The following is a 22,183-nucleotide window of genomic DNA, read 5'->3' as shown; positions in this document are numbered from 1 at the left end:
GGATGCGGCGATTTCGAGGTGCCATTAGTCCCGATCTCGAGGTGTCATTTGTCCCGATCTCGCGGGGGAGGGGCGGGGAGGGGAAGGGGCCTACAGGCGGGTGTAGAGCTCGTCGATCTGGGCGGCGAAGCGCTGGCAGGCCTCGGCCCGGCGCACCTTGAGGGAGGGGGTGAGCAGGCCGTTCTCCACGGTGAAGTCCCCGGGCAGGATCGTGAAGGTGCGGATCGACTCGGCCCGCGAGACCGCCTCGTTGGCCCTGGCCACGGCCCGCTCGAGGGCTGCGCGCACCCGGGGGTCGGTCGTGGCGGCCACGGGGTCCATCTCCTCGAGGCCGTGGCTCGACAGCCACAGGGGCAGCATCTCGGTGTCGAGGGTGACCAGTGCCCCGATGCACGGGCGGTTGTCGCCCACGACGAGGACCTGGGAGACGAGCGGGTGGCCGCGCAGACGGTCCTCGAGGACCGCCGGGGCGACGTTCTTGCCGCCGGCGGTCACGATGATCTCCTTCTTGCGGCCGGTGATGCGCAGGAAGCCCCCCGGGTCGAAGGAGCCGATGTCGCCGGTGCGCAGCCACGGTCCGTCACCGGTGAGGACCTCCGCGCTCGCCTCGGGGTCCTCGTGGTAGCCCCGGAAGACCCCGATGCCCTTGACGAGGATCTCTCCGTCCTCGTCCAGGCGCACCGAGGTCCCCGGCATGGGCAGCCCCACGGTGCCGATGCGCGTGGCCGAGGGCAGGTTGACGGTGCACGGCGCGGCGGTCTCGGTCAGCCCGTAGCCCTCGAGCACCGTGACGCCCGCCCCGCGGTAGAAGTGGCCCAGACGCTCGCCCAGCGGTCCGCCGCCGGAGATGACGTGGGTGACGCGGCCCCCCAGGACCGCGCGCAGCTTGGAGAAGACGAGCCGGTCGGCGGCCGCCCGCTGGGCGCGCAGGGTCCGTCCCGGGCCCGCCGGCGTGTCGAGGGCGCGGGAGTAGGCGATAGCCGTCTTGGCGGCCATGCGGAAGACCTTCTGCCGGGTCCCTGTGGCCCGGGCGTCCGCGGCGTTGTAGATCTTCTCAAAGACCCGCGGCACCGCCAGGACGAAGGTGGGGCGGAAGGAGGACAGGTCGGTCACGAGGTTCTTGACGTCGGGGGCGTGGCCCATGACCCCCGCCGGCGAGCACACGATGGCGACCTCGATGAACCGGCCCAGCACGTGGGCCAGGGGCAGGAAGAGGAGGACGCGGACCTCGGGCGCCCTGAGCACCTCCGGGACGTGGTCGACCGTGTTGACGCACAGGTGGACGAGGTTGCCGTGGGTGAGCTCGACTCCCTTGGGGCGCCCGGTCGTCCCCGAGGTGTACACGATGGTCGCCAGGTCGTTGCTCGTCAGACGGGAGGCGCGGGAGTCGAGCTCGCCGAGGTCGACTCCCTTGCCGTCGGCGATGAGGGTGGTGATCGCGTCCTTCGACACGCACATGACCTCCATGCCCTCCAGGGAGGGCTCCTGGGCGGCCAGCGCGGTGAGCATCGTGTGCATCGCCTCGTTCTCCACCAGGACGAAGCGCACACGGGAGTCGGTGAGGATCCACCGGGCCTGCTCGGCCGAGGAGGTCTCGTAGACGGGGACGACGACGAGGCCGGCCTCCCAGGCGGCGTAGTCCATAAGCGTCCACTCGAAGGAGGTGTGGGACATGATGCCCACGGCGTCCCCGGGCCGCAGGCCGTGGGCGACGAGGCCCGCGGCGACCTCTCGGACCCGGTCGCGGAAGGCGCGGGCCGACAGCTCCCGCCACCTGCCGCCTACCGAGGACTTGCGGGCGATGAGGGCCCCGTCGGGGTTTGTGCGCACCCGCTCGGCCAGCGCCCACGGCGTCGTCATCGCGGCGTGGGCGGGCACGAGCAGGGCGGTCGAGGCCTCCTGGACGGGCTGGTCGGGCTCAGTGGGCTGTGCGGTGGTCACTCCTGGGGTCCCTTCCTCGTCGAGGCGTAGATCTGTGCGACGGTGTCGGCGTAGCGCTCGAGGACCTTGGCGCGCTTGACCTTGAGGGAGGGCGTGAGCAGGCCGTTGGCCTCGGTGAAGTCCGTCGGCAGCACGCGGTAGGTGCGGATCGACTCGGCCCGCGAGACCGCCCGGTTCGTCCTGGCCACCGCCCTGTCGAGGGCACCGAGGACGTCGGGGTGCAGGGCCGCCTCGGACACGTCCATCTCGGGCAGGCCGTGGTTCTTGAGCCACTGGGGGAGCATCTCGGTGTCGAGGGTGATGAGCGCCGAGATGAAGGGCTCGCCGTCGCCGATGACGAGGACCTGGGAGACCAGGGGGTGCCCGCGCAGACGGTCCTCGAGGATCGAGGGGGCGACGTTCTTGCCCCCGGCGGTCACGATGAGGTCCTTCTTGCGCCCGGTGATGCGCACCCAGCCGTCCTCGTCGATGTCGCCGATGTCGCCGGTGCGGAACCAGCCGTCGTCGGTGAAGGACTCGGCGGTGCCCTCGGGGTCGTTGTGGTAGCGGGTGAACACGCCCAGGCCGCGGACCTCGAGCTCGCCGTCGGGCCCCACCCGCACCTCGTTGCCGCACACCGGGGGCCCCACCGTCCCGATCTTGTTGCGGACGTCGAGGTTGACGGTGGTCGGGCCGATCGTCTCGGTCAGGCCGTAGCCCTCGAGGATGACCAGGCCCAGGCCGCGGTAGAAGTGGCCGAGACGCTGGCCCAGGGGACCGCCTCCGGAGATCGCGTAGCGCGCGTTGGGACCGAGCAGGGCGCGGATCGTGCGGAAGACAAGCCGGTCGGCAAGCGCGTGGGCGGCGCGCAGGCGGCGCGAGGGCCCCTCAGGGGTGTCCAGGGCGCGGGAGTACTCGATGGCGACCTTGGCCGCCCACCGGAAGGTCTTGAGCCGCGCCCCGGATCCCGCCCTGGCGTCGGCGGCGTTGTAGATCTTCTCCAGGACCCGGGGGACGGCCAGGACGTAGGAGGGGCCGAAGGCCTTGAGGTCCGGCAGGAGGGTCGTGACGTCCGGGGTGTGGCCCAGGGTCCCGTTGCCGGCGATGGCCAGCGTCTGCAGGAAGCGCGCGTAGGAGTGCGCCAGCGGCAGGAACAGCAGGAGACGGGTGCTCGAGGAGTTGAGCAGGTCGGGGATCCAGCGCACGCCGTTCCACGCCAGGCCGGCCACCGTGCCGTGGGTGAGCTCGACCCCCTTGGGCCTGCCGGTCGTGCCGGAGGTGTAGATGATCGTGTAGAGGTCCTCAGCGCTCAGGGCGTTGGTCCGCGCGTCGAGCTCGGCCCGGGTGACCTCCTGGCCCGCGGTGCTGATCGAGCTGATCGCGTCGTGGTCCAGGGACAGGACCCGCACGCAGGGCCGGTCAGGCAGCGTCGAGGCGTTGACGGACACGGCGCTGCGCACGAGCTCGGCCAGGGCGGCGCTCTCGGTGATGACGAGGCGCACGTCGGCGTCCGCCAGGATCCACTCGACCTGCTCGGCCGAGTCCGTCTCGTAGATCGGTACCGACACGAGTCCCGCACGGGCGATCGCCATGTCGAGCAGCGTCCACTCGTAGGAGGTGCGCGCCATGATGCTCACCGACGCACCCGGCGCCAGGCCCATGCCCACCAGGCCCGCCGCGACCCGTGTGACCTCCTCCCCGAAGGCCCGGGCGCTGATCCTCGTCCAGGAGTCCCCAAGCTGGGACTTGCGCTCGATGATCGGGGCGTCCGGGGTCCTGGCCACACGGTCGGCCAGCAGCCAGGGGATGGTCCAGGTGCTGTCCGGCTCCTGGATGAGGGGGCTGGTAGCCACCCCGTCGACGACGGCGGGGCTGCCGGCCACCGAGGGGGTGCCGGTGGACATCGGTGCGGGAGGTTGTGGCGTCACCGGGTCATTCTGACAGGCCGGAGGGCCGGGGCGTGGTCGGAGGAGTCACAGAATGGTGAACGGACCTTGGAGAAGTCCCCAAGCCGGCGCCCCCGTCCCGCACCGTCCGACGGGACGGGTGCGGGACGGCAGGCGCCGGGAGGACCGACGGGGCGGGACGGGCGCCGCTCACCTCGCCCGGTCTCGAGCGGGGGGCTCGCCGAGCTCGACCGCGGTGGCCTGGGCGCCGGGGCCCTCCTCGTCCTGGGGGGCGGCGGCGAGCACCTCGAAGGGGCCGGTGACCTTGGCGGCCTGGGTCAGGTCGGTGCGGACGAGCTCGACGGCCTGCGCGACCTCGGGGGAGGCGGCCAGGGTGACTGACAGGATCGGCGTCCTCTGGCTGACCTTGGCCTCGGACTTGACCTTGCGCAGCGCTGCCAGCGCGGCTCCCGCGCGGGTGACGAGGCCGGCCTGGGCGTCCCCGGCCGCCTGCCGCAGGTGCTGCGGCGCCGGCCACGCCGCGCGGTGCACCGAGCCGGTGCGGTACCAGCTCCACACCTCCTCGGTGACGAAGGGCAGGAAGGGTGCGAAGAGCCGTACGAAGGTGTCGACCGCGATGGCCAGCGTCGTGCGGGCGCTGCGCACCGCGTCGGGGGCGTGGGTGCCCTCGGCGTCGTTCGCGCGGTCCTTGACCAGCTCGATGTAGTCGTCGCAGAAGGTCCAGAAGAAGGACTCGGCGGCCTCGAGGGCCCGGGCGTGCTCGTAGGCCTCGAAGGAGCCGGTCGCGGTCTCGACGACGTCGGCCAGGGCGGCGAGCACCGCGCGGTCGATGGGCACGGTCACCTGCGAGGGGTCGAGGTCGGGCGCGGGCGCCGCCGCCCGGGTCTCCTCGTCGGCGTCCCAGGGCAGCCCCATGGACAGGGCGAACTTGGAGGCGTTGAGGATCTTGATGGCCAGGCGGCGCCCGATCTTCATCTGCGCCTCGTCGAAGGTGGCGTCCAGGCCCAGGCGCGCCGAGGCGGCCCAGTAGCGCACCGCGTCGGAGCCGTACTTCTCGAGCAGGCTCATCGGGGTGACGACATTGCCCTTCGACTTGCTCATCTTCTTGCGGTCGGGGTCGAGGATCCACCCGGAGATGCTGGCGTTGGCCCACGGCAGCGCCCCGAACTCCAGGTCCGCCCGCACGACGGTGGAGAACAGCCACGTGCGGATGATGTCCTGCCCCTGGGGGCGCAGGTCCATCGGGTAGGTCCGGGAGAAGAGGTCCTCGTCCTCCAGCCAGCCGCAGGCGATCTGGGGGGTCAGGGAGGAGGTCGCCCACGTGTCCATGATGTCGAGCTCACCGACGAAGCCGCCGGGGACCCCGCGCTGGTCCTCGGTGTAGCCGGGGGGCGTGTCCGTGGACGGGTCCACAGGCAGGCTGGACTCCTCGGGGACGATGACCTCGTCGTGAAGGACCTGACCCTCCTCGTCGAGGCGGTACCACAGGGGGAAGGGCACGCCGAAGAAGCGCTGGCGGGAGATGAGCCAGTCGTTGTTGAGGCCGGTCACCCAGTTCTCGTAGCGCACGCGCATGAAGTCGGGGTGGAAGGCCAGCTCCTGGCCGCGCGCGATGAGCTCCTCGCGCAGGTCGGCCCCTGAGGCGGGGTTCGTCCAGGACCTGCCGCCGTTGCGCACGTACCACTGGCGGGAGGTGACGATCTCGAGGGGCTTGTCGCCCTTCTCGAAGAAGTTGGTCTGGCGCACGGTGGCCACCGGCTCGCCGCGCAGCTCACCGGACTGCCTGAGCGCCTCGACGACCTCCTGACGTGCTGAGAAGGTCGTCCGGCCGGCGATGGCGGCGAAGGCCCGCCTGCCCGCGTCGGTCCTCACCCACTCGGGGACCTCCGTGACGACTCGCCCGTCCCGGCGCAGGATCGCGCGCAGGGGCAGGCCGAGGTCCCGCCACCAGTCGATGTCGGTCGTGTCACCGAAGGTGCAGCACATGGCGATGCCGGCCCCCTTGTCCCGCTCCGCGGCGGGGTGGGGCAGGACCGGCACCTCGACGCCGTAGACCGGGGAGGTGACGGTCGTGCCGAACAGGGGCTGGTAGCGCTCGTCGTCGGGGTGGGCCACGAGCGCCACGCAGGCGGCGAGCAGCTCGGGGCGGGTGGTCTCGACGCAGACGTCCGCCCCGCCCTCCACAGGAGCCCCCTGGGCCTCGGCCCTGGCCGCAGCCGCTGGGTCGGTGAGGTGGAAGGCGATCCGGTGGTAGAAGCCCGGGTACTCCCGGGACTCCAGCTCGGCCTGGGCGACGGCCGTCTGGAAGGTGACGTCCCACAGCCCGGGGGCCTCGCTCTGGTAGGCGTCGCCCCGGGCGAGGTTGCGCAGGAAGGCCGCCTGGGCGACCTTGCGGGCCCGGGCCCCGATCGTCTGGTAGTTCTGGGTCCAGTCGACGCTCAGGCCCAGGCGGCGCCACAGCGCCTCGAACTGCGCCTCGTCCTCGACGGTGAGGCGCTCGCACAGCTCGACGAAGTTCCTCCGGGAGATCGGGACCTGGTCCTTGGCCTTGATCGACCGGCCCTCGCCCCCCTCGAAGGGCGGTGTGAAGTCCGGGTCGTAGGGCAGGGTCGGGTCGACGCGCACGCCGAAGTAGTTCTGGACCCTGCGCTCGGTGGGCAGGCCGTTGTCGTCCCACCCCATGGGGTAGAACACCGCCTTGCCGCGCATGCGCTGGAAACGAGCCACGGTGTCGGTGTGGGTGTAGGAGAAGACGTGCCCGACGTGCAGGGACCCCGAGACGGTCGGGGGCGGGGTGTCGATGGAGTAGACCTCGGTGCGCTCGGCGCCCCGGTCGAAGGCGTAGGTGCCCTGGGCGCGCCAGCGCTCGTCCCAGGCGTCCTCGAGCCCGTCGGCGCTCACCCGCTCCGGCACACGGGGGCTACGGGTCTCGGAGGGCAGGAGGCGCCCGGTGGCCTCGGGGCGGGGGGATGCGGCTGAGGAGGTCTGGTCGAGCATGGGCAGATTCTGTCACGCCCTCGGCCCGGCCCCGACGCAGGTACCCGTGTCCGCTCCGGCTCGGGCCGTGGTGAGGCTCACCCCGTCCGTGCCCGTACCCGTACCCGGGACGCGGGTCGGGGACCGGGCGGGGGAGGGGCTGCCCGGTCCGGGCGCCTCGGTTGAGACCCGGCGGCGCGGCGCCGTAGACTCCTGGCACAGGCGTACCAGAGCAAGGCGGCAAGGGTGCCGGCTCCACGGGCGCCGACCGCAGGGGAGGCGAGGACGACGAACACGATGAGCACGTCTGGTACCTCGGGTGCCGGGCTCCACCCGGACGAGGACAGCCACGGGCACCGTGGCGGGCAGGCCGCAGGGGCCGACGGCGCGCCGGTCGGCCCGGAGGTCTCGGCCCGCCTGCGCGAGCTGACCGAGCACGCCGGGGTCCTCACCCGCAAGAACACCCACCTGGCCAACGCCCTGCGCGCGGCGCGCACCGAGATCGTCGCCCTCCATGACGACCTCGAGGCGCTCCAGCGCCCGCCGCTCGCCCACGCCATCGTCCTGGCCGTCGACGCCACCGAGCGGACCGCCGACGTCGCCCTGGGCGGTCGACGCCACCGGGTGGGCATCGGCCCGGGCATCGTCGCCTCCAGCCTCAGCCCCGGGGACGACGTCGTCCTCAACGAGCACCTCGTGGCCACGGCCACCGCCCCCGCGCCCCTGCACGGGGAGGTCGTCACCGTCAAGGAGACCTACGACGACTCCACCGTCCTCGTCCTGGCCCGCCACGACGAGGAGCAGGTGCTCACCCTGTCCGGGGCCCTGGCCCACGCCCGCCCGCGAGTGGGCGACGCCCTCGTGGCCGACCTCGCCGCACGCATCGCCCTGCGCCCGGTCGTGCGCGCCGAGGTCGAGGAGCTCCTCCTCGAGGAGGTCCCCGACATCGGCTACGAGGACATCGGAGGCCTGGGCGGCCAGATCGAGCTCATCCGTGACGCCGTCGAGCTTCCCTTCCTCCATCCCGACCTCTTCCGCGAGCACCGGCTCACGCCTCCGCGCGGCGTCCTGCTCTACGGTCCGCCGGGATGCGGCAAGACCCTCATCGCCAAGGCCGTGGCGGCCTCGCTGGGCCGGGGCCAGGACGGTGCGAGCAGCCTCCGCGAGGGCGCCTACTTCCTCAACATCAAGGGCCCCCAGCTGCTTGACAAGTACGTCGGGGAGACCGAGAGGCGCATCCGCGTCATCTTCGCCCGCGCCCGGGAGAAGGCGGCCACCGGTGTCCCGGTCGTCGTCTTCTTCGACGAGATGGACTCCCTGTTCCGCACCCGCGGCTCGGGGCGGTCCTCCGACGTCGAGACCACCGTCGTCCCCCAGCTGCTCGCCGAGATCGACGGCGTCGACGAGCTCGACAACGTCGTCATCATCGGCGCCACGAACCGGGAGGACATGATCGACCCCGCCATCATGCGTCCGGGTCGCCTCGACGTGAAGATCCACGTCGGTCGCCCCGACGCCGAGGGAGCCAGGGAGATCCTGGCCACCTACCTGACGGCCGACCTTCCCCTGCGCGAGGACCTGCTCGCCGACCGCGGCGGGGCCCAGGCGGCCGTTGACGGCCTCATCGACATGGTCGTCGAGATGCTCTACGCCAGGTGCCCCGCCACCGAGCTCGTCGAGCTCACCCGTGCCGACGGACAGGTCGAGGTCCTCCACGTCGCCGACCTCGTCTCGGGGGCCATGCTCGCCAACATCGTGGACCGGGCCAAGAAGGCCGCGGTCAAGGAGCTCGTCGTCACCGGGGTCCGCGGCCTGGCCGAGGCCCACCTGCGTGCCGCCGTCGCCGACGAGATCGCCGAGAACGAGGGGCTGCACTCCACGGTGCACCCCGATGACTGGGCGCGAGTGTCGGGACGGCGCGGCGTGCCGGTCGTCTCGATGCGCGTCCTGCGCCGTCCCGGGCCCCCAGAGGCCCGGGCGCTGCCCGGCGAGCGGGTGCAGGAGCCCACCCCAGCAGATGACTCGAGGAAGGACACCCCATGAGTGAGTTCGCCCAGCCCTCCCGCTCCCGCAGCGAGGACGCCCCGCCCGAGGACGACGCCCCGGTTCCCGGCCCCACGGGGCCGGGCAGGGGGCAGGACCTGGCCTCGGTGCTCGACGTCATCGACGACGTGCTCGCCGTCGACGCCCAGGAGTTCGTGCGCGGCTTCGTCCAGAAGGGCGGCCAGTGACCCGGGTCACCGGGCTGGAGACCGAGTTCGGGGTCGTCTGCGCCCCCGTGGCCGGCGCCGGCCACGGCGAGGACGTGGACCTGCCCGGGGTCGAGCGCGTCGCCTCGCTCGTCTTCCGCCACCGGCCCCGCGGCTACCGCAACGACAACCTCTTCCTGCCCAACGGCGGCCGCCTCTACCTCGACATCGGGGCCCACCCCGAGTACGCCACCGCCGAGTGCGTGCGGGTGCGCGACCTCGTCGCCCAGGACCAGGCCGGGCGGTCGATGCTCAGCCAGATGGCCCAGGACGCCTCGGCCAGCCTCGCGCGCCTGGGCACCCCCGGCAGGGTCCACGTCCTGGCCAACAACACCGACTCGGCCGGGCACACCTACGGCTGCCACGAGAGCTACTCGGTGCCGCGCAGCCTCGACGTCGAGGCGGTCCTGCCGGTGCTGGCCTCCTTCCTGGCCACCAGGCCGGTCCTCGTGGGATCCGGCGTCGCCCTGACCGGGACGCCGGCCGCCCACGGACAGGGCGGTGAGGACCAGGCCTGGGGGCTGTCACCGCGCGCCCCCTTCCTCGGGCACCTCACCTCGGCCGACACCACGGGCAAACGGGCCCTGGTCAACACGCGCGACGAGCCCCACGCCGACCCCACCGCATGGCGTCGCCTGCACGTGACCAGCGCCGACACGCTCATGGCCGAGCCGGCCGCCGGCCTGCGCAGCGCCCTGACCCTCCTGCTGCTCGACGCCCTCGAGGCCGGCGAGGACCTCAGCGACCTCGTGCTCGAGGCACCGCTGCGCACCCTGTCGCTGCTGGGCACGAGCCCCTGGGGCGCCGTGGAGGCCACGACCGCCCGGGGCCGGCGCCTGGACGCCGTCGACGTCCAGGAGGAGTTCGTCTCCAGGCTGCTCACGCGCCTCGAGCGCGAGGGCGTCCCCCCGGCGCTCGAGGGGGCCGACCACCTCGTGACCGACCTGGCCCCGCGGATCATCGTGGCCCTGCGCCGACAGGACGCCAGCGGGATCGACACCGAGGTGGACTGGGCGGTCAAGCGCAGGCTCATGGAGGCCCACCGGCTCCGACACCCCCAGGCACGGGGCCCGGTGCTCGAGGCCCTGCGCACCCGGGTGGACATGGCCTTCCACGACCTGGAGCCGAGCACGGGGCTCACCGGCCCGCTGCGCTCCCAGGGGGCCCTGTCGGCGCTGTGCACCGACGAGGAGCGCCACCGCGCCCTCGACCACGCCCCGGCGACCCGCGCCGCGCTGCGCGGCAGGTTCGTGCGTGCCTGCCTGGAGCGTCACGCGGACTTCGCCGTGTCCTGGGATTCGGTGCGCCTCGACTCGCCCCCGACCACCCCCGTCGACCTGCCCGACCCCCTGGCGAGCAGCGACGAGCGCGTCGACGCCCTCGTGGCCAAGGTCATGGCCCTGAGCGAGGAGGAGACGACCTGGATCGATCCCGTCGGCCGCGACGGACTGGGGGTCCCCGGCTGACCGGGGACCGGGGCGGGCGGCACGTTCCTCAGGAAAGCTCGAGGTCGCGGGCCCTCGTCGCCCTGGCGCCCTCGATGAGGGCGGAGGAGAATCCCGCACGTTCCATGGCCACGACACCCGCGACGGTCGTGCCCCCGGGGGAGCACACGGCGTCGACGAGGTCGGCGGGGGTGCGACCCTGCCCGGTCTCCCGACGTCGGCGCGCCTCGACCTGCACCGTGCGCGCCGAGCCGAGGACCGCCTGGGCGACGATCTCGACGGCCTGCGCCTTGGGGATCCCGGCCTCGACGCCGGCGCGCGCCAGGGCCTCGACGAAGGTGAACACGAACGCGGGGGAGGAGCCCGCCAGGGCGATGAAGGCGGAGAAGTCCTTCTCGGCGAGCACCATCGTGCTCCCGACCTCTGACATGAGCCCCGCCACCGCCTCCAGGTCCTCCTGGGAGGCGGCGGCGCCGGTGGCCAGCGCGGTCATCGACTCGCGCACCCCGGCGGCCATGTTCGGCATGGCGCGCACGACGCGGGCGCCGTCGGGAAGGAGCGACTCCAGGCGGCTCGTGCTCAGTCCGGCTGCGACCGACACGACGAGGGGGCGAGCGGCGTCGAGCGCCTCCTGGAGCCCTGCCAGGACCGTCGGCACGACATGGGGCTTGACCGCCAGGACGACGACGTCGGCCAGGGCGACCAGGTCCGGACCGGAGGCGGCCAGAGCCACCCCGGTGCGCTCGGCCAGTGCCGCCGCCGAGCCGTGGGCGCTCCACACGAGCACCTCCGCGGACCGCCCGGCCGCGACCATCCCCTCCACGATCGCGCCCGCCATGTTGCCCGCACCGATGAAGCCGTAGGTCGTCATGGCGCGAGCCTAGATGATCGGTCCGGGGGGTCGGTGTGTGGGCCGGGGTCGTGCGGCGGCGCCTGGCGGGGCGGCGAGGTGCTGGGGCGCGAGGCGCCTGACCGCGCCTCAGACCAGGACCGAGCGCAGGAGGAGGCTCGTCTCGGAGCGGTGGACCCCGGTGATCTCCCGGATGCGGCCCAGCGTGTGGTCGACGTCGGCCAGGGTGGGCACGGTCAGCTCGGCGATGAGGTCCCACTCGCCGTTGGTCGCGTGCAGGCCGGTGACGGCGGGCATGCCGCGCAGGGTGGCGATCGCGGCGTTCATGGTGCGGCCCTCGATGGCCAGGTGGCAGATGGCCCTCACGTCGTGGGCGGCGTCGTGGCCGAGCTGGACGGTGAAGCCGACGATGACGCCGTGCTCCTGGAGGCGCTCGATGCGCTTGGTCACCGTCGTGCGCGTCACCCCGAGCTCGCGGGCGAGCTCGGCGACCGGTGCCCGCCCGTCCTTGCGCAGCGCGGCGATGAGCGAATGGTCGAGTCTGTCGAGCACTTCAGAGGAGGACATGTGCGAACTGTGCAGCATGAGCAGTCGATAAGCAAGATGTCGTTAGTCAAAGAGGGCTTCCTGGCGATTGCGTGTGGACACGGGCTCGACCTACCGTGGTAGTGGAGCAATGGCGCTCCACCCACGTGAGATGAAGGAGGTCGCTGTGCGCTTCGTCGATGTCCCCCACATGGTGCGCTGGATCATGCAGGACGGACCGGAGGCGGTCCTGTCAGGCATGATCGACGCCCTGGAGGCCGACTTCCGACGATGGGGGTCCTTCGAGCTGCGCCCTCGGGTGGCCTCCCACTCCGAGCTCGGCGTCATCGAGCTCATGCCCACCGCCGACCGCGACACCTACTCCTTCAAGTACGTCAACGGGCACCCGGGCAACCCCGTCCGGGGCTACCAGACGGTCGCGGCCTTCGGCGTCCTGGCCGAGGTGAGCACCGGCTACCCGCGCCTGCTCGCCGAGATGACGGTGCTCACCGCCCTGCGCACTGCCGCGACCACGGGCCTGGCCACCCGCCTCCTGGCCCGCCCCGACGCCAGCAGGCACGCCCTCATCGGTGCCGGCTCCCAGGCGGAGTTCCAGGTCCTGGCGGTCAACGCGGTCCGCCCTGTCGAGGTGGTCACGGTCTACGACGTCGACCCGGCGGCCTCGATCAAACTGCGGGACAACCTGGCGCCCTACGGGGTCGAGGTGCGCGTCGCGGCCTCGGCGGGCCAGGCCGTGGCCGGAGCCGACATCATCACGACCTGCACCGCTGACAAGCGCAACGCGATCGTCCTGCACCACCAGGACGTCGGTCCAGGGGTCCACATCAACGGCATCGGCGGCGACTGCCCGGGCAAGACCGAGCTGGACGAGGAGATCCTCGACATGGGGTCGGTCTTCGTCGAGCACACCGAGCAGACCCGTGTCGAGGGGGAGATCCAGGTCAAGGACTCCACCTTCCCGGTCACCGAGCTGTGGGAGGTGCTCGACGGTCGCAGGCCGGGACGTGTCGGCCCGGACCAGGTGACAGTCTTCGACTCGGTGGGCTTCGCCGTGGAGGACTTCTCGGCACTGAGCTACCTCGACGCCGCGCTGAGCGCGCCCGGCGGAGAGCGCTTCTACGAGGACATCGACCTGCTGGCTGAGCCTGCCGACCCCAAGAACCTCTTCGCCCTCCTCGGTGAGATGACGGCCCAGGACCTCGCAGGGCGCGAGGACCGTTCCCTGTCGCCGGACGGGCAGGACCGCGGGGCTCCTGGCGGTGCCTTCGCGGCGGGGGCCGGGCGCCTCAGGGAGGTCGGCGAGCGCCTGGTGGTCGAGGGCGTCCGAGGGTCGGGCCTCGACATCCTCCAGGGGTCCGACGACGAGCTCGAGGCCCTCCTGACCGGCTCGCGCTGAGCCGGCCCTCCTCAGGACGGGCGGTGCGGACGCGACGGCGTCCCGCACCGCCCGTCCTGCTCGTCGTGCGCACGGAGGTGGGGCGCGCTGTGCCCGGCCGAGGAGCGGACGGGAAATACCGAACGGTATGGTATGTTCATACCGGTCGGTATAGTGTCGGCTGCCCCACCCTGGTAAGGAGCACGATGCCCATGAACGAGGTCCTCCGCATCGAGAACCTGAGCAAGACCTACGGCTCGGGAGCCCGCGCCGTGCACGCCAACGACGACGTCTCCCTGAGCGTCGACGCCGGCCGCGTCGTCGGGCTCCTGGGTCACAACGGCGCGGGAAAGACGACCCTGGTCAACCAGGTCGTCGGCCTGGTCCGGCCCGACGCGGGCCGAGTCCGGCTCGACGGGATCGACGCCGTCGCCCGCCCCGACCTCGCGCGCCGCTGCGCCAGCGTCCAGGCCCAGGCCAACGTCCCGATCTCCGGCCTGACGCCCGCCAAGGCGATCGAGCTCGTCGGGCGTCTGCGGGGCGCCTCCCGCTCCCGTGCCAGGTCGTCGGCGCGCCGGCTCATCGAGGCCCTCGACCTGGGTCCCTGGGCGCGGACACCCGCCCAGAGGGTCTCCGGGGGAGTCGCCCGCCTGACCGCCTTCGCGATGTGCGCCGTCGAGCCCGGGCGCCTGGTCGTCCTCGACGAGCCGACCAACGACGTCGACCCGGTCAGACGGCGCCTCCTGTGGGGCCAGATCCGCGCCCTGGCCGACCGGGGCACGGCGGTCCTGCTCGTCACGCACAACGTCCGCGAGGCCGAGCGGGCCGTCGACGACCTCGTCGTGCTCAACCACGGGCGGGTCATCGCCCGAGGCGCCCCCGACGAGCTCGTCGCCCGCCACGGATCCTCCTTCGTCATGGAGCTGACCGTGCCCGACGGCCGGAGGCTGAGCCCGCCCGAGCAGCTCGTCGCGCTGCGCGACACCGGACGGCGACAGGCCTTCGGCGTCGCGGAGGACCGCACGGCCCAGGCCGTCGCCTGGGCGGCGGGCCTGCGGGCTCAGGGCGTCGTCGAGCGCTACGCCCTTGAGGCCGTCGGACTGGAGGACGTCTACGTCCGCCTCACCTCAACCGCCGGGGCCGAGGGCCTAGCCCCCCTGCCCACCACCTCCGTCACGAGCAAGGAGCCGGCATGACCACGACCTCAGCATCCGCGACGAACCCCGCGACGAGCCCGATCGCCTCGACGGCGACGGCAGCTCCGGCCTCGATACCGGTGGCGGCGCAGGTGGCCCTGCTCCTGAGCTGGCAGGGCCGGCGCAGCCTGCCCATGCTTCCGCTGCTCGTCGTCGTCCAGGGCCTCATGGCGGTGGCCGCGGTCATCGGCTATGGCCTCATCGTCGGTGACCCCGACCCCACGGCGAGCCTCTACCTGGCCACCGGTGCGCCGGCGATCACGCTGGTCATGCTCGGACTCGTCATGACCCCTCAGCTGGTCTCCCAGTCCCGCACCGAGGGGAGCCTGGACTGGATGCGCACCCTGCCGGTGGCGCGCGGCTCCTTCCTCCTGGCCGACCTGCTCCTGTGGTCCTTGCTCGCCCTGCCCGGTCTCGTGCTCGGAGTCCTGGTCGGGGCGGCCCGCCTCGACGTCGAGCTGAGCCCGGCGTGGTGGCTCCTGCCCGGCTCCCTGCTCGTGTCGGGGACGGCTGCCTGCATCGGGTACGCGACGGCCACCGTCCTGCCGCCGCCGGTGGCCCAGGTCGTCTCCCAGGTCCTCGTCTTCATCATCATGCTCTTCTCACCCATCTCCTTCCCGGCCGACCGCCTGCCCCAGTGGGCCCAGGACCTCCACCAGTGGCTGCCCTTTGAGCAGATGGCCCTCGTCGTGCGCGCCGGGCTGTGCTCCGACCAGGTCTCCATGCCCCTGCGGTCCTGGGCCGTCCTGACGGCCTGGGCCCTGGTGTCCGTGGCAGGCGCCATGTGGGCGCTACGACGACGGGCCTGAGCCGGCGCCGGCCGCCCGGGGCCCGCGCGCCCGAGCCACCCGGCTCGCGGCGGGCGCGCCCCGGCCTCCTCTACAGTGGGCCCATGGCTGCCACCGACTCCTCCGACGAGCCTCAGCGCCCGGGAGGGCCCGAGGGGGACGCACTGGCTGAGGTGCGTGCAGCGACCCGCGCCCTCAACGAGGCCCTCGGCGCCCTGACACGCTCGGTGGCCGACAGCTCGGTGCGCTCCGGACGGCAGGCCGTCACGGGGGCGGCGAGATCCGGGCAGGCCGCCCTGGCCGGCTCCCTTGAGCAGGCGGCCAAGGACCTGGGGGCAGCCTCGCAGCGCCTCGCCTCCGCCGGGACGGGTTCTGCGCGTCCCAGGTCCGCCGACACCCGCCAGCGGCTGCTCGCCGCAGGCAGGTCCGTCTTCGCGGCCAAGGGCTACGAGGGCGCCTCGGTCAACGACATCGCGGCTGCTGCGGGCTTCACCAAAGGGGCCTTCTACTCGGCCTTCCCCTCCAAGGAGGCGCTGCTCATCGAGATCGCCACCTGCGAGCTCGAGGCGGCTGACGCCCGCGACCTCCGCCTGCCGACCGAGCTCGCCGACCTGCCGGTTCAGGAGGTCCTCCTCCAGCTCGAGCTGTGCCTGTACGCCCTGCGTCACCAGGACACGGGTAAGGTCCTCAGCCAGGGCTGGCAGCGCTCGGTGGTCGAGACCTCCCGGGCGGTCGCCCGCCACCGCGGGCGCGAGGAGCCGGTGCTCAAGGACCGCGAGGACGCCTTCATGCTCATCGCCACGACCCTGCTCGCCGCGATCGTCGGCCCGGCCTTCGACGTCGAGGGGGTCGACCAGCTCGCGGCAGGCGCCTACCGGCGGATCCTCGAGGAACCGGCAGATCCGACAGATCCGACAGATCCGACAGATCCGACAGATCCGACAGATCCGACAGATCCGGCAGATCCGGCGGAGCCTGCCTGAGCCTGCCCGGGCCTGTCTGACCTGGTCCGAGCCCGCCCGTTGAACCGGGCTCGACGCGGTGTCGCCCCGGGGTGCCGGGGCGGACGGGGGACAATGGCCCCATGACCTCGAGCACCGCCACCGCGCCCTCAACCCAGCCCGCCACCGACCCTGTCCCGGCCCGCCGGGCCCTTGTCACCGGCGCCTCGACCGGCATCGGCCGGGCCACCGTCCGCCTCCTGGCCGAGCGCGGCTGGCAGGTCGTCGCCACGGCCCGGCGCGCCGAGCGCCTCCAGGCCCTGGCCGAGCAGACCGGCTGCCAGTGGGTGGCGGCCGACCTCCAGGTCGCCTCGCAGGTCGAGGCGCTGGCCGCGCAGGTCCTGGCCCAAGGTCCGGTGGACGCGGTCGTCAACAACGCCGGCGGAGCCCTGGGGGTCGACCCCGTGGCCGAGGGCAGCGACGCGGAGTGGCTGACGATGTACGAGCGCAACGTCCTGGGCGCGCTGCGCGTGACCCAGGCCTTCCTGCCGGGCATGCGGGCACGCGGCGGCGACGTCGTCTTCCTCACCTCGACCGCCGCCCACGACACCTACCCAGGGGGCGCCGGCTACGTCGCGGCCAAGCACGCCGAGCGGGTCGTGGCCAACACCCTGCGCCTCGAGCTCGTCGGGGAGCCGGTCCGGGTCATCGAGATCGCCCCCGGGCTCGTGGCCACCGAGGAGTTCTCCCTCAACCGCTTCCACGGGGACGCCGAGCGCGCCCGGGCCGTCTACGCCGGTGTCGAGGCGCCGCTCGTGGCCGAGGACGTCGCCGAGTGCATCGTGTGGGCCCTCGAGCGGCCCGCCCACGTCAACATCGACTCGCTGGTCGTGCGCCCGCGCGCCCAGGCCTCCAACACGCTGCTGGCCAGGTCCTCCGGGGACTGACCCCGCTGCGCTCCGACGGGTCCACAGGTGCGCCACAGCGCCGGCATGAGGCCCGCTCAGGGCCGGTCCCTACCGTGACGCGCGTCCCGGAGCACCGGGACGGACAGCGTGGAAAGGACCCCGATGAGCGAGCGCAGGACAGACCACCCTGACGCCACTGAGAACCTCGACCCCGTCCAGGGAGCCGGCGAGGCAGCTGATGGTCGTGGCACCGTCTCTGAGGCCCCCGCCGAGGAGGTGACCCAGACCCTGCCCGCGGCGGACCAGGAGGCTCCCGACGCAGCCCAGCCGGTGGCGGCCCGTGACTCGGCGGCCCCCGCGGGCTCGATGGACCCGGCGCAGGCCGCACCGGCCCGACGCCGCTGGTACCGCCGCGGCCTGCTGCGACGCACCTTGGTCAAGGCGGTGGCCGCCGTCGCCGTCGTCGTGGCCTCCTTCGGTGCGGGCTGGGTGGCCAACGCCGCCCTGACCCACGAGGCCTTCGACCACGAGCGCAGTTCGGTCGCCCCGCCGGAGGGTGGGCAGGCGCCCCAGGGCAGCCCGATGGGCGGCGGCGCTCCGATGGGCGACGGGTCCGGGCAGGCCGGTCGGACGGTGCCCGACTCCCAGGACGAGGGCACCACCGAGCAGGACGGCACGAGCGGCTCTCAGGGCTCGGGCGTCCTCCAGGACGAGGCGACGACGAGCCCGACGAGCACTGCGAGCCCGACAAGCACTGCGACCACCGGGGCGACGACGGCCTGAACCGTGCCCGCCTCGGCGGGCGCGGGCGGCCGGAGCCCGGGAGGGGCCGGCGGGGGCGTGCTCCCGCCGGCCTTGTCGTGCCCGAGGCGTGCTCGTCGTGCTCGTGCCGGCGTGCCTGGGCTGCTGTGCGCGCCGGAGGCGCTTGACATCGAGGCTCCCACGCCCTCTACTTGCGCGCAGGAGACTTGTGTACACAAGTTCCCCGCCGGATGAGCCGCGGGCGCCCCCACCTGTTCAGTCCCTCACCCCGGAGCCGCCCCATGAGCTTCCACGACGCCGTCGTCTACCAGGTCTACCCCAAGTCCTTCCGGGACACGACGGGCTCAGGGACGGGCGACCTGCGCGGGGTGGTCGAGAAGGTCCCCTACATCGCCTCCCTCGGGGTCGACTACGTGTGGCTCAACCCCTTCTTCCCCTCGCCGGGACGGGACAACGGCTACGACGTCTCCGACTACTGCGCCGTCGACCCCGCCATGGGCACCCTCGCCGACGTCGACGAGCTCATCGCCGCCCTGGGGGAGCACGGCATCGGTCTTATGGTCGACATGGTCCTCAACCACGTCTCCACCGAGCACGAGTGGTTCCGCCGCGCCCTGGCCGGCGAGCAGCGCTACCGCGACTACTTCTACCTGCGCCCGGCCAGGGCCGACGGGTCACTGCCCACCAACTGGGTCTCGAAGTTCGGTGGCCCCGCCTGGGCCCCCTTCGGGCCGGTCGACGACGAGGGCCGTCCCCTGGGCGGGGAGTACTACCTCCACCTGTTCGACCACGGGCAGGCGGACCTGGACTGGCACAACCCCGAGGTGCGGGCCCGGGCCGCCGAGGTCGTCAACTTCTGGCGGGACCGGGGCGTGCGCGCCTTCCGCTTCGACGTCATCAACCTCATCGGCAAGACAGAGCCCCTGGCCGACGCCCCCGAGGGCACCGACGACCGAGCCGTCTACACGGACGGTCCCCTCGTCGACGACTACCTGCGCGAGCTCGCGGCGGCCAGCTTCGGCGCCGACCCGGAGGCGGTCACCGTCGGGGAGATGTCCTCGACGAGCATCGCCGCCTGCGTCGAGTACACCCGGCCCGAGAACCACGAGCTGTCGATGGTGTTCAACTTCCACTACCTCAAGGTCGACTACGCCCAGGGGCGCAAGTGGACGCTCATGGAGCCAGACGTCCCCGCCCTCAAACGGATCCTCAACGACTGGGCCCTGGGCCTGCAGGCGGGCGGGGGCTGGAACGCCCTGTTCTGGAACAACCACGACCAGCCCCGGGCCCTCGACCGCTTCGGGGACCCGCGGCACCACCGCGACGCGAGCGCCACCATGCTGGCCACCGCCATCCACCTCATGCGCGGGACGCCCTACATCTACATGGGTGAGGAGATCGGCATGTCCGACCCCGCCTACACGAGCATCGAGGACTACGTCGACGTCGAGGCCCACAACGCCTACGCCGAGCTGCTCGCCTCGGGCCTGGGACCCCAGGAGGCCTTCGCCACGGTCCGCGCCAAGGCCAGGGACAACGCCCGTACCCCCATGCAGTGGGACGCGGGACCGGCCGCCGGCTTCACGACCGGCACCCCCTGGCTGCGCCCGACCAACCACGAGGAGGTCAACGTCGCCGCCCAGGAGGGCGAGGGCACGATCCTCGACTACTACCGGCGTCTCGTGGCCCTGCGCAAGGCCGAGCCCGTCATCGCCCACGGCACCTACGAGCCCTGGGCCCTGGAGGACCCCGACGTCCTGGCCTACACCCGCACCCTCGAGGAGCCCGCGGGCACGACGAGGCTGCTCGTCCTGACCAGCTTCCGTGGTAGGCGCACCACGATGAAGATCCCCGAGGAGCTCGTCGCCGGTGACGTGCTCATCGGGAACTACCCCGAGCACCGGCTCTCACCGACCGTGACCCTCGAGCCCTACGAGGCGCTCGCGGTCATCACCCGTACCCCTGCCAGGCTCTGAAGGGAGCTCGCCCCATGTCCTCACCCGCCCGCCCTCCTGAGGCCGGCCTCCTCGCCCCGGTCTCCGGCGAGCTCATCGCCCTCGACGACGTCCCCGACCCCGTCTTCTCCTCAGGAGCCCTTGGCCTGGGCTACGGCGTCACTCCCGGCGACGGGCGTGTCGTGGCCCCCGTGGCCGGGACGATCACCCTCGTGGCGGCGACCGCCCTGTCCGGCCTCACCCTGGCGGCTTCTGCCGGAGGGGCGGTGGCAGCAGGCGCCCCGGCGGCCAGTACCAGGTCGTCATCGGGGCGACCGTCGAGGACGTCTACGACGCCGTCCTCAAGCAGCTGCCCCACCTCGGGGAGGGCTCCCAGGCCGAGGCGGCGCCGGAGGCTCCCAGGCCGACCACGGCCATCGGCTGGGTGACGTACGGCTTCTCCTCGCTCATCGGCGTCATCACCGGCTCGATGATCCCGGTCATCGGCGTCCTGGCCGCCTCCGGCATCCTCCAGGGCCTGCTCGCCCTGCTCACCCAGTTCGAGATCGTCAGCGACGGCACACCGACCTACACGTTCATCTCGGCCATGGCCGGCTCGATGTTCTACTTCCTGCCCATCATCATCGGCTTCACCTCGGCGCGCCGCCTGGGGGCCGACCCCATCATCGTGGCGATCATCGGAGGGGTCCTCGTCCACCCCGGCGTCGTGGCCATGGCCGACCCGGAGGCGCAGGGCTACCACGCCTTCGCCACGATCGACAGGACGGTGTTCAACACCGAGTTCTTCGGCATCCCCGTCTCCCTGCCCGAGGGCAACGCCTACGCCTACTCGATCTTCCCGATCATCGTGGCGGCCTGGCTGGCCTCCACGATCGAGCCCTGGCTCAAGAAGCGGATCCCCGCCGTCGTGCGCTCGATCTTCGTGCCCCTGCTCGAGATCTTCATCGTCTCGGTCCTCGTGCTCGTCGTCTTCGGCCCGATCGTCATGACCGTCTCGGGAGCCATCGCCTCGCTCATCACCTGGGTCCTGGGCCTGTCCTACCCGCTGGCCGGTCTCGTCATCGGCGGCTTCTACCAGTGCCTGGTCATCTTCGGCCTGCACTGGGCGGTCATCCCGATCATCTCCCAGCAGATCGCCGACCCCGGCTACTCGCCCCTCAACGCCATCGTCTCGGCCACCATGATCGCCCAGGGCGGCGGGGCCCTGGCGGTGTGGGTCCGGGTCCGCAGCGCCAAGGTCAAGCGCATGGCCGGACCGGCGACGATCTCCGCCCTGTGCGGCGTGACCGAGCCCGCCATGTACGGCCTCAACCTCAAGTACGGGCGGGTCTTCCTGACCGCCTCGGTCGGCGGGGCGCTCAGCGCCGGGCCGGGAGCCGCTGAGCCGTCGAGATGAAGCCGAAGGTGGCGGGGACGTGGTGCGAGCGGGTGTACTCGAAGGGCACGCCGCTCGCGTCGAATGCCAGGGACTCGACCACCGCGACGCAGTCGAGGCCGCCCAGGTCGAGGTGCTCGCGGTCCTCCTGGGTGGCCGCCTCGACCGTGACCATGCGGGAGGAGGTCGCGATGTGCACCCCGAGCTCGTGCTCGAGGTAGGCGTAGACCGAGGACTCGGCGGCCTCGACCGGGACGGAGGGGACGACCGAGCGCAGGAAGCGGTTGTGGTCGATGATGGCCGGGCGCTCGTCGAGGAAGCGCAGGCGCTTGAGGTGGATCACCTGCTCACCGGCCTCCAGGCCGCTGGCCGCCGACAGCGCGGGGTCGACGACCTCTGTCGAGGCGGACAGCAGGACGGTGCGCACGTCGGTGCCGATGCGCCCGCCGGCCTCCTCGAGGGACTCGATGCCCGACAGCAGGAAGCGGGAGACCTCCCGCGGACGGTGGATGACCTGGATCCCCTTGCCCTGGATGGACTGCACGTAGCCGTGCGAGCCGAGGTACTGCAGGGCGCGGCGGACCGTGGGACGCGTCGTGCCGAAGTGCGCGCTCAGGCGGTTCTCGCTGGGCAGGAAGGAGCGGAAGGGGAAGGAGCCATCCTCGATCCGCTCGCGCAGGTGCTCGTAGATCTGCTCGTACTTCGGTGCGGGCACGGTGGGTGTCCTCGGGGCTCGACGGCTGTCGTCACCCACTCTATCCCGCCTCCCGGGGCCCGGCCCAGCGGCCGGCGGGGGAGGCGACCGGGCCCGTGACCCCGCCCCGCGGCAGGGTGTGTCACGCACGACGTCGCCGTGAGGCCCGCGGAACTGGCCCGGCGGCGCAGGTGCCTCATAGACTCCGGGTACTCAGGCGATGACCCGGCCGGCGCGGAGCCCCGCGCCGGGGATCACCGGCGAGCCTCCCGGAAGAACAGGCGCCCCGGCGCCCC

At 72.6% G+C, this 22,183-nt stretch carries 18 protein-coding genes; 12 read left to right on the top strand and 6 right to left on the bottom strand.

Translation table 11 applies throughout. The features are described 5' to 3' along the window. Window positions 1-90: 90 nt before the first annotated feature. From EL245_RS04170 to valS, 3 genes are all read right to left on the bottom strand, one after another. Window positions 91-1,860 (bottom strand): AMP-dependent synthetase/ligase, encoded by a 1,770-nt coding sequence (locus EL245_RS04170; protein ID WP_126384014.1) that lies wholly within the window; start codon window positions 1,858-1,860, stop codon window positions 91-93. 77 nt (window positions 1,861-1,937) lie between these two features. Continuing rightward, window positions 1,938-3,824, bottom strand: coding sequence for an AMP-dependent synthetase/ligase (locus tag EL245_RS04165; protein ID WP_126384011.1), 1,887 nt, complete (start codon window positions 3,822-3,824; stop codon window positions 1,938-1,940). 192 nt (window positions 3,825-4,016) lie between these two features. Continuing rightward, window positions 4,017-6,824, bottom strand: coding sequence for a valine--tRNA ligase (gene valS / locus EL245_RS04160; protein ID WP_126381994.1), 2,808 nt, complete (start codon window positions 6,822-6,824; stop codon window positions 4,017-4,019). Between the two features lie 276 nt (window positions 6,825-7,100). Here valS and arc point away from each other — a divergent pair, with 276 nt between their 5' ends. Genes arc through EL245_RS04145 form a run of 3 tightly spaced genes read left to right on the top strand, consistent with a single transcriptional unit; the run spans window position 7,101 to window position 10,518 of the window. Continuing rightward, window positions 7,101-8,846, top strand: a complete 1,746-nt coding sequence (gene arc / locus EL245_RS04155) for a proteasome ATPase (protein WP_126381993.1) — start codon at window positions 7,101-7,103, stop codon at window positions 8,844-8,846. Continuing rightward, entirely contained in the window at window positions 8,843-9,034 is a 192-nt protein-coding gene (locus EL245_RS04150) for a ubiquitin-like protein Pup (RefSeq protein WP_126381992.1), read from the top strand. The genes arc and EL245_RS04150 overlap by 4 nt, the downstream gene beginning before the upstream one ends. Further along, window positions 9,031-10,518, top strand: coding sequence for a proteasome accessory factor PafA2 family protein (locus tag EL245_RS04145; protein WP_126381991.1), 1,488 nt, complete (start codon window positions 9,031-9,033; stop codon window positions 10,516-10,518). Before EL245_RS04150 ends, EL245_RS04145 begins: the two co-directional genes overlap by 4 nt. Window positions 10,519-10,546: 28 nt before the next feature. Here EL245_RS04145 and proC read toward each other — a convergent pair whose 3' ends face one another. Beyond that, the gene (proC, locus tag EL245_RS04140) at window positions 10,547-11,368 is read right to left on the bottom strand and encodes a pyrroline-5-carboxylate reductase (RefSeq protein WP_126381990.1); all 822 of its coding nucleotides are present in this window, start codon (window positions 11,366-11,368) and stop codon (window positions 10,547-10,549) included. 108 nt (window positions 11,369-11,476) lie between these two features. Continuing rightward, window positions 11,477-11,914: an Lrp/AsnC family transcriptional regulator gene (locus tag EL245_RS04135; protein WP_126381989.1), complete on the bottom strand. Its 438-nt coding sequence runs from the start codon at window positions 11,912-11,914 to the stop codon at window positions 11,477-11,479. A 109-nt stretch (window positions 11,915-12,023) separates the two neighbouring features. Here EL245_RS04135 and EL245_RS04130 point away from each other — a divergent pair, with 109 nt between their 5' ends. From EL245_RS04130 to EL245_RS04095, 9 genes are all read left to right on the top strand, one after another. Further along, complete coding sequence (locus EL245_RS04130) at window positions 12,024-13,289, top strand: ornithine cyclodeaminase (RefSeq protein WP_232009864.1); 1,266 nt, start codon at window positions 12,024-12,026, stop codon at window positions 13,287-13,289. A gap of 191 nt (window positions 13,290-13,480) precedes the next feature. After that, on the top strand, window positions 13,481-14,464 hold the full coding sequence (locus tag EL245_RS04125; RefSeq protein ID WP_126381988.1) for an ABC transporter ATP-binding protein: 984 nt from the start codon (window positions 13,481-13,483) through the stop codon (window positions 14,462-14,464). Continuing rightward, a complete protein-coding gene (locus tag EL245_RS04120; RefSeq protein ID WP_126381987.1) occupies window positions 14,461-15,273 on the top strand; it encodes an ABC transporter permease in 813 nt (270 codons plus the stop codon). Before EL245_RS04125 ends, EL245_RS04120 begins: the two co-directional genes overlap by 4 nt. A gap of 83 nt (window positions 15,274-15,356) precedes the next feature. Continuing rightward, window positions 15,357-16,235, top strand: a complete 879-nt coding sequence (locus EL245_RS13370) for a TetR/AcrR family transcriptional regulator (protein ID WP_126381986.1) — start codon at window positions 15,357-15,359, stop codon at window positions 16,233-16,235. 101 nt (window positions 16,236-16,336) lie between these two features. Beyond that, a complete protein-coding gene (locus EL245_RS04110; protein ID WP_126381985.1) occupies window positions 16,337-17,140 on the top strand; it encodes an SDR family NAD(P)-dependent oxidoreductase in 804 nt (267 codons plus the stop codon). A 123-nt stretch (window positions 17,141-17,263) separates the two neighbouring features. After that, the gene (locus EL245_RS04105; protein ID WP_126381984.1) at window positions 17,264-17,884 is read left to right on the top strand and encodes a hypothetical protein; all 621 of its coding nucleotides are present in this window, start codon (window positions 17,264-17,266) and stop codon (window positions 17,882-17,884) included. A 260-nt stretch (window positions 17,885-18,144) separates the two neighbouring features. Then, entirely contained in the window at window positions 18,145-19,839 is a 1,695-nt protein-coding gene (locus EL245_RS04100) for an alpha,alpha-phosphotrehalase (protein ID WP_126381983.1), read from the top strand. A 14-nt stretch (window positions 19,840-19,853) separates the two neighbouring features. After that, window positions 19,854-20,246, top strand: coding sequence for a PTS glucose transporter subunit IIA (locus EL245_RS13575; RefSeq protein ID WP_232009863.1), 393 nt, complete (start codon window positions 19,854-19,856; stop codon window positions 20,244-20,246). Beyond that, complete coding sequence (locus EL245_RS04095) at window positions 20,243-21,214, top strand: PTS transporter subunit EIIC (RefSeq protein WP_232009862.1); 972 nt, start codon at window positions 20,243-20,245, stop codon at window positions 21,212-21,214. The genes EL245_RS13575 and EL245_RS04095 overlap by 4 nt, the downstream gene beginning before the upstream one ends. Here EL245_RS04095 and EL245_RS04090 read toward each other — a convergent pair. Then, window positions 21,177-21,908, bottom strand: coding sequence for a UTRA domain-containing protein (locus tag EL245_RS04090; RefSeq protein ID WP_126381982.1), 732 nt, complete (start codon window positions 21,906-21,908; stop codon window positions 21,177-21,179). The two genes, EL245_RS04095 and EL245_RS04090, sit on opposite strands and share 38 nt — an antisense overlap. Between the last annotated feature and the right edge of the window lie 275 nt (window positions 21,909-22,183).

Source organism: Actinomyces howellii, assembly GCF_900637165.1.
GTDB classification, from domain to species: domain Bacteria; phylum Actinomycetota; class Actinomycetes; order Actinomycetales; family Actinomycetaceae; genus Actinomyces; species Actinomyces howellii.
Note: the sequence above shows the minus strand (reverse complement) of the source record. Positions and strands in the feature narration are given on the sequence as shown.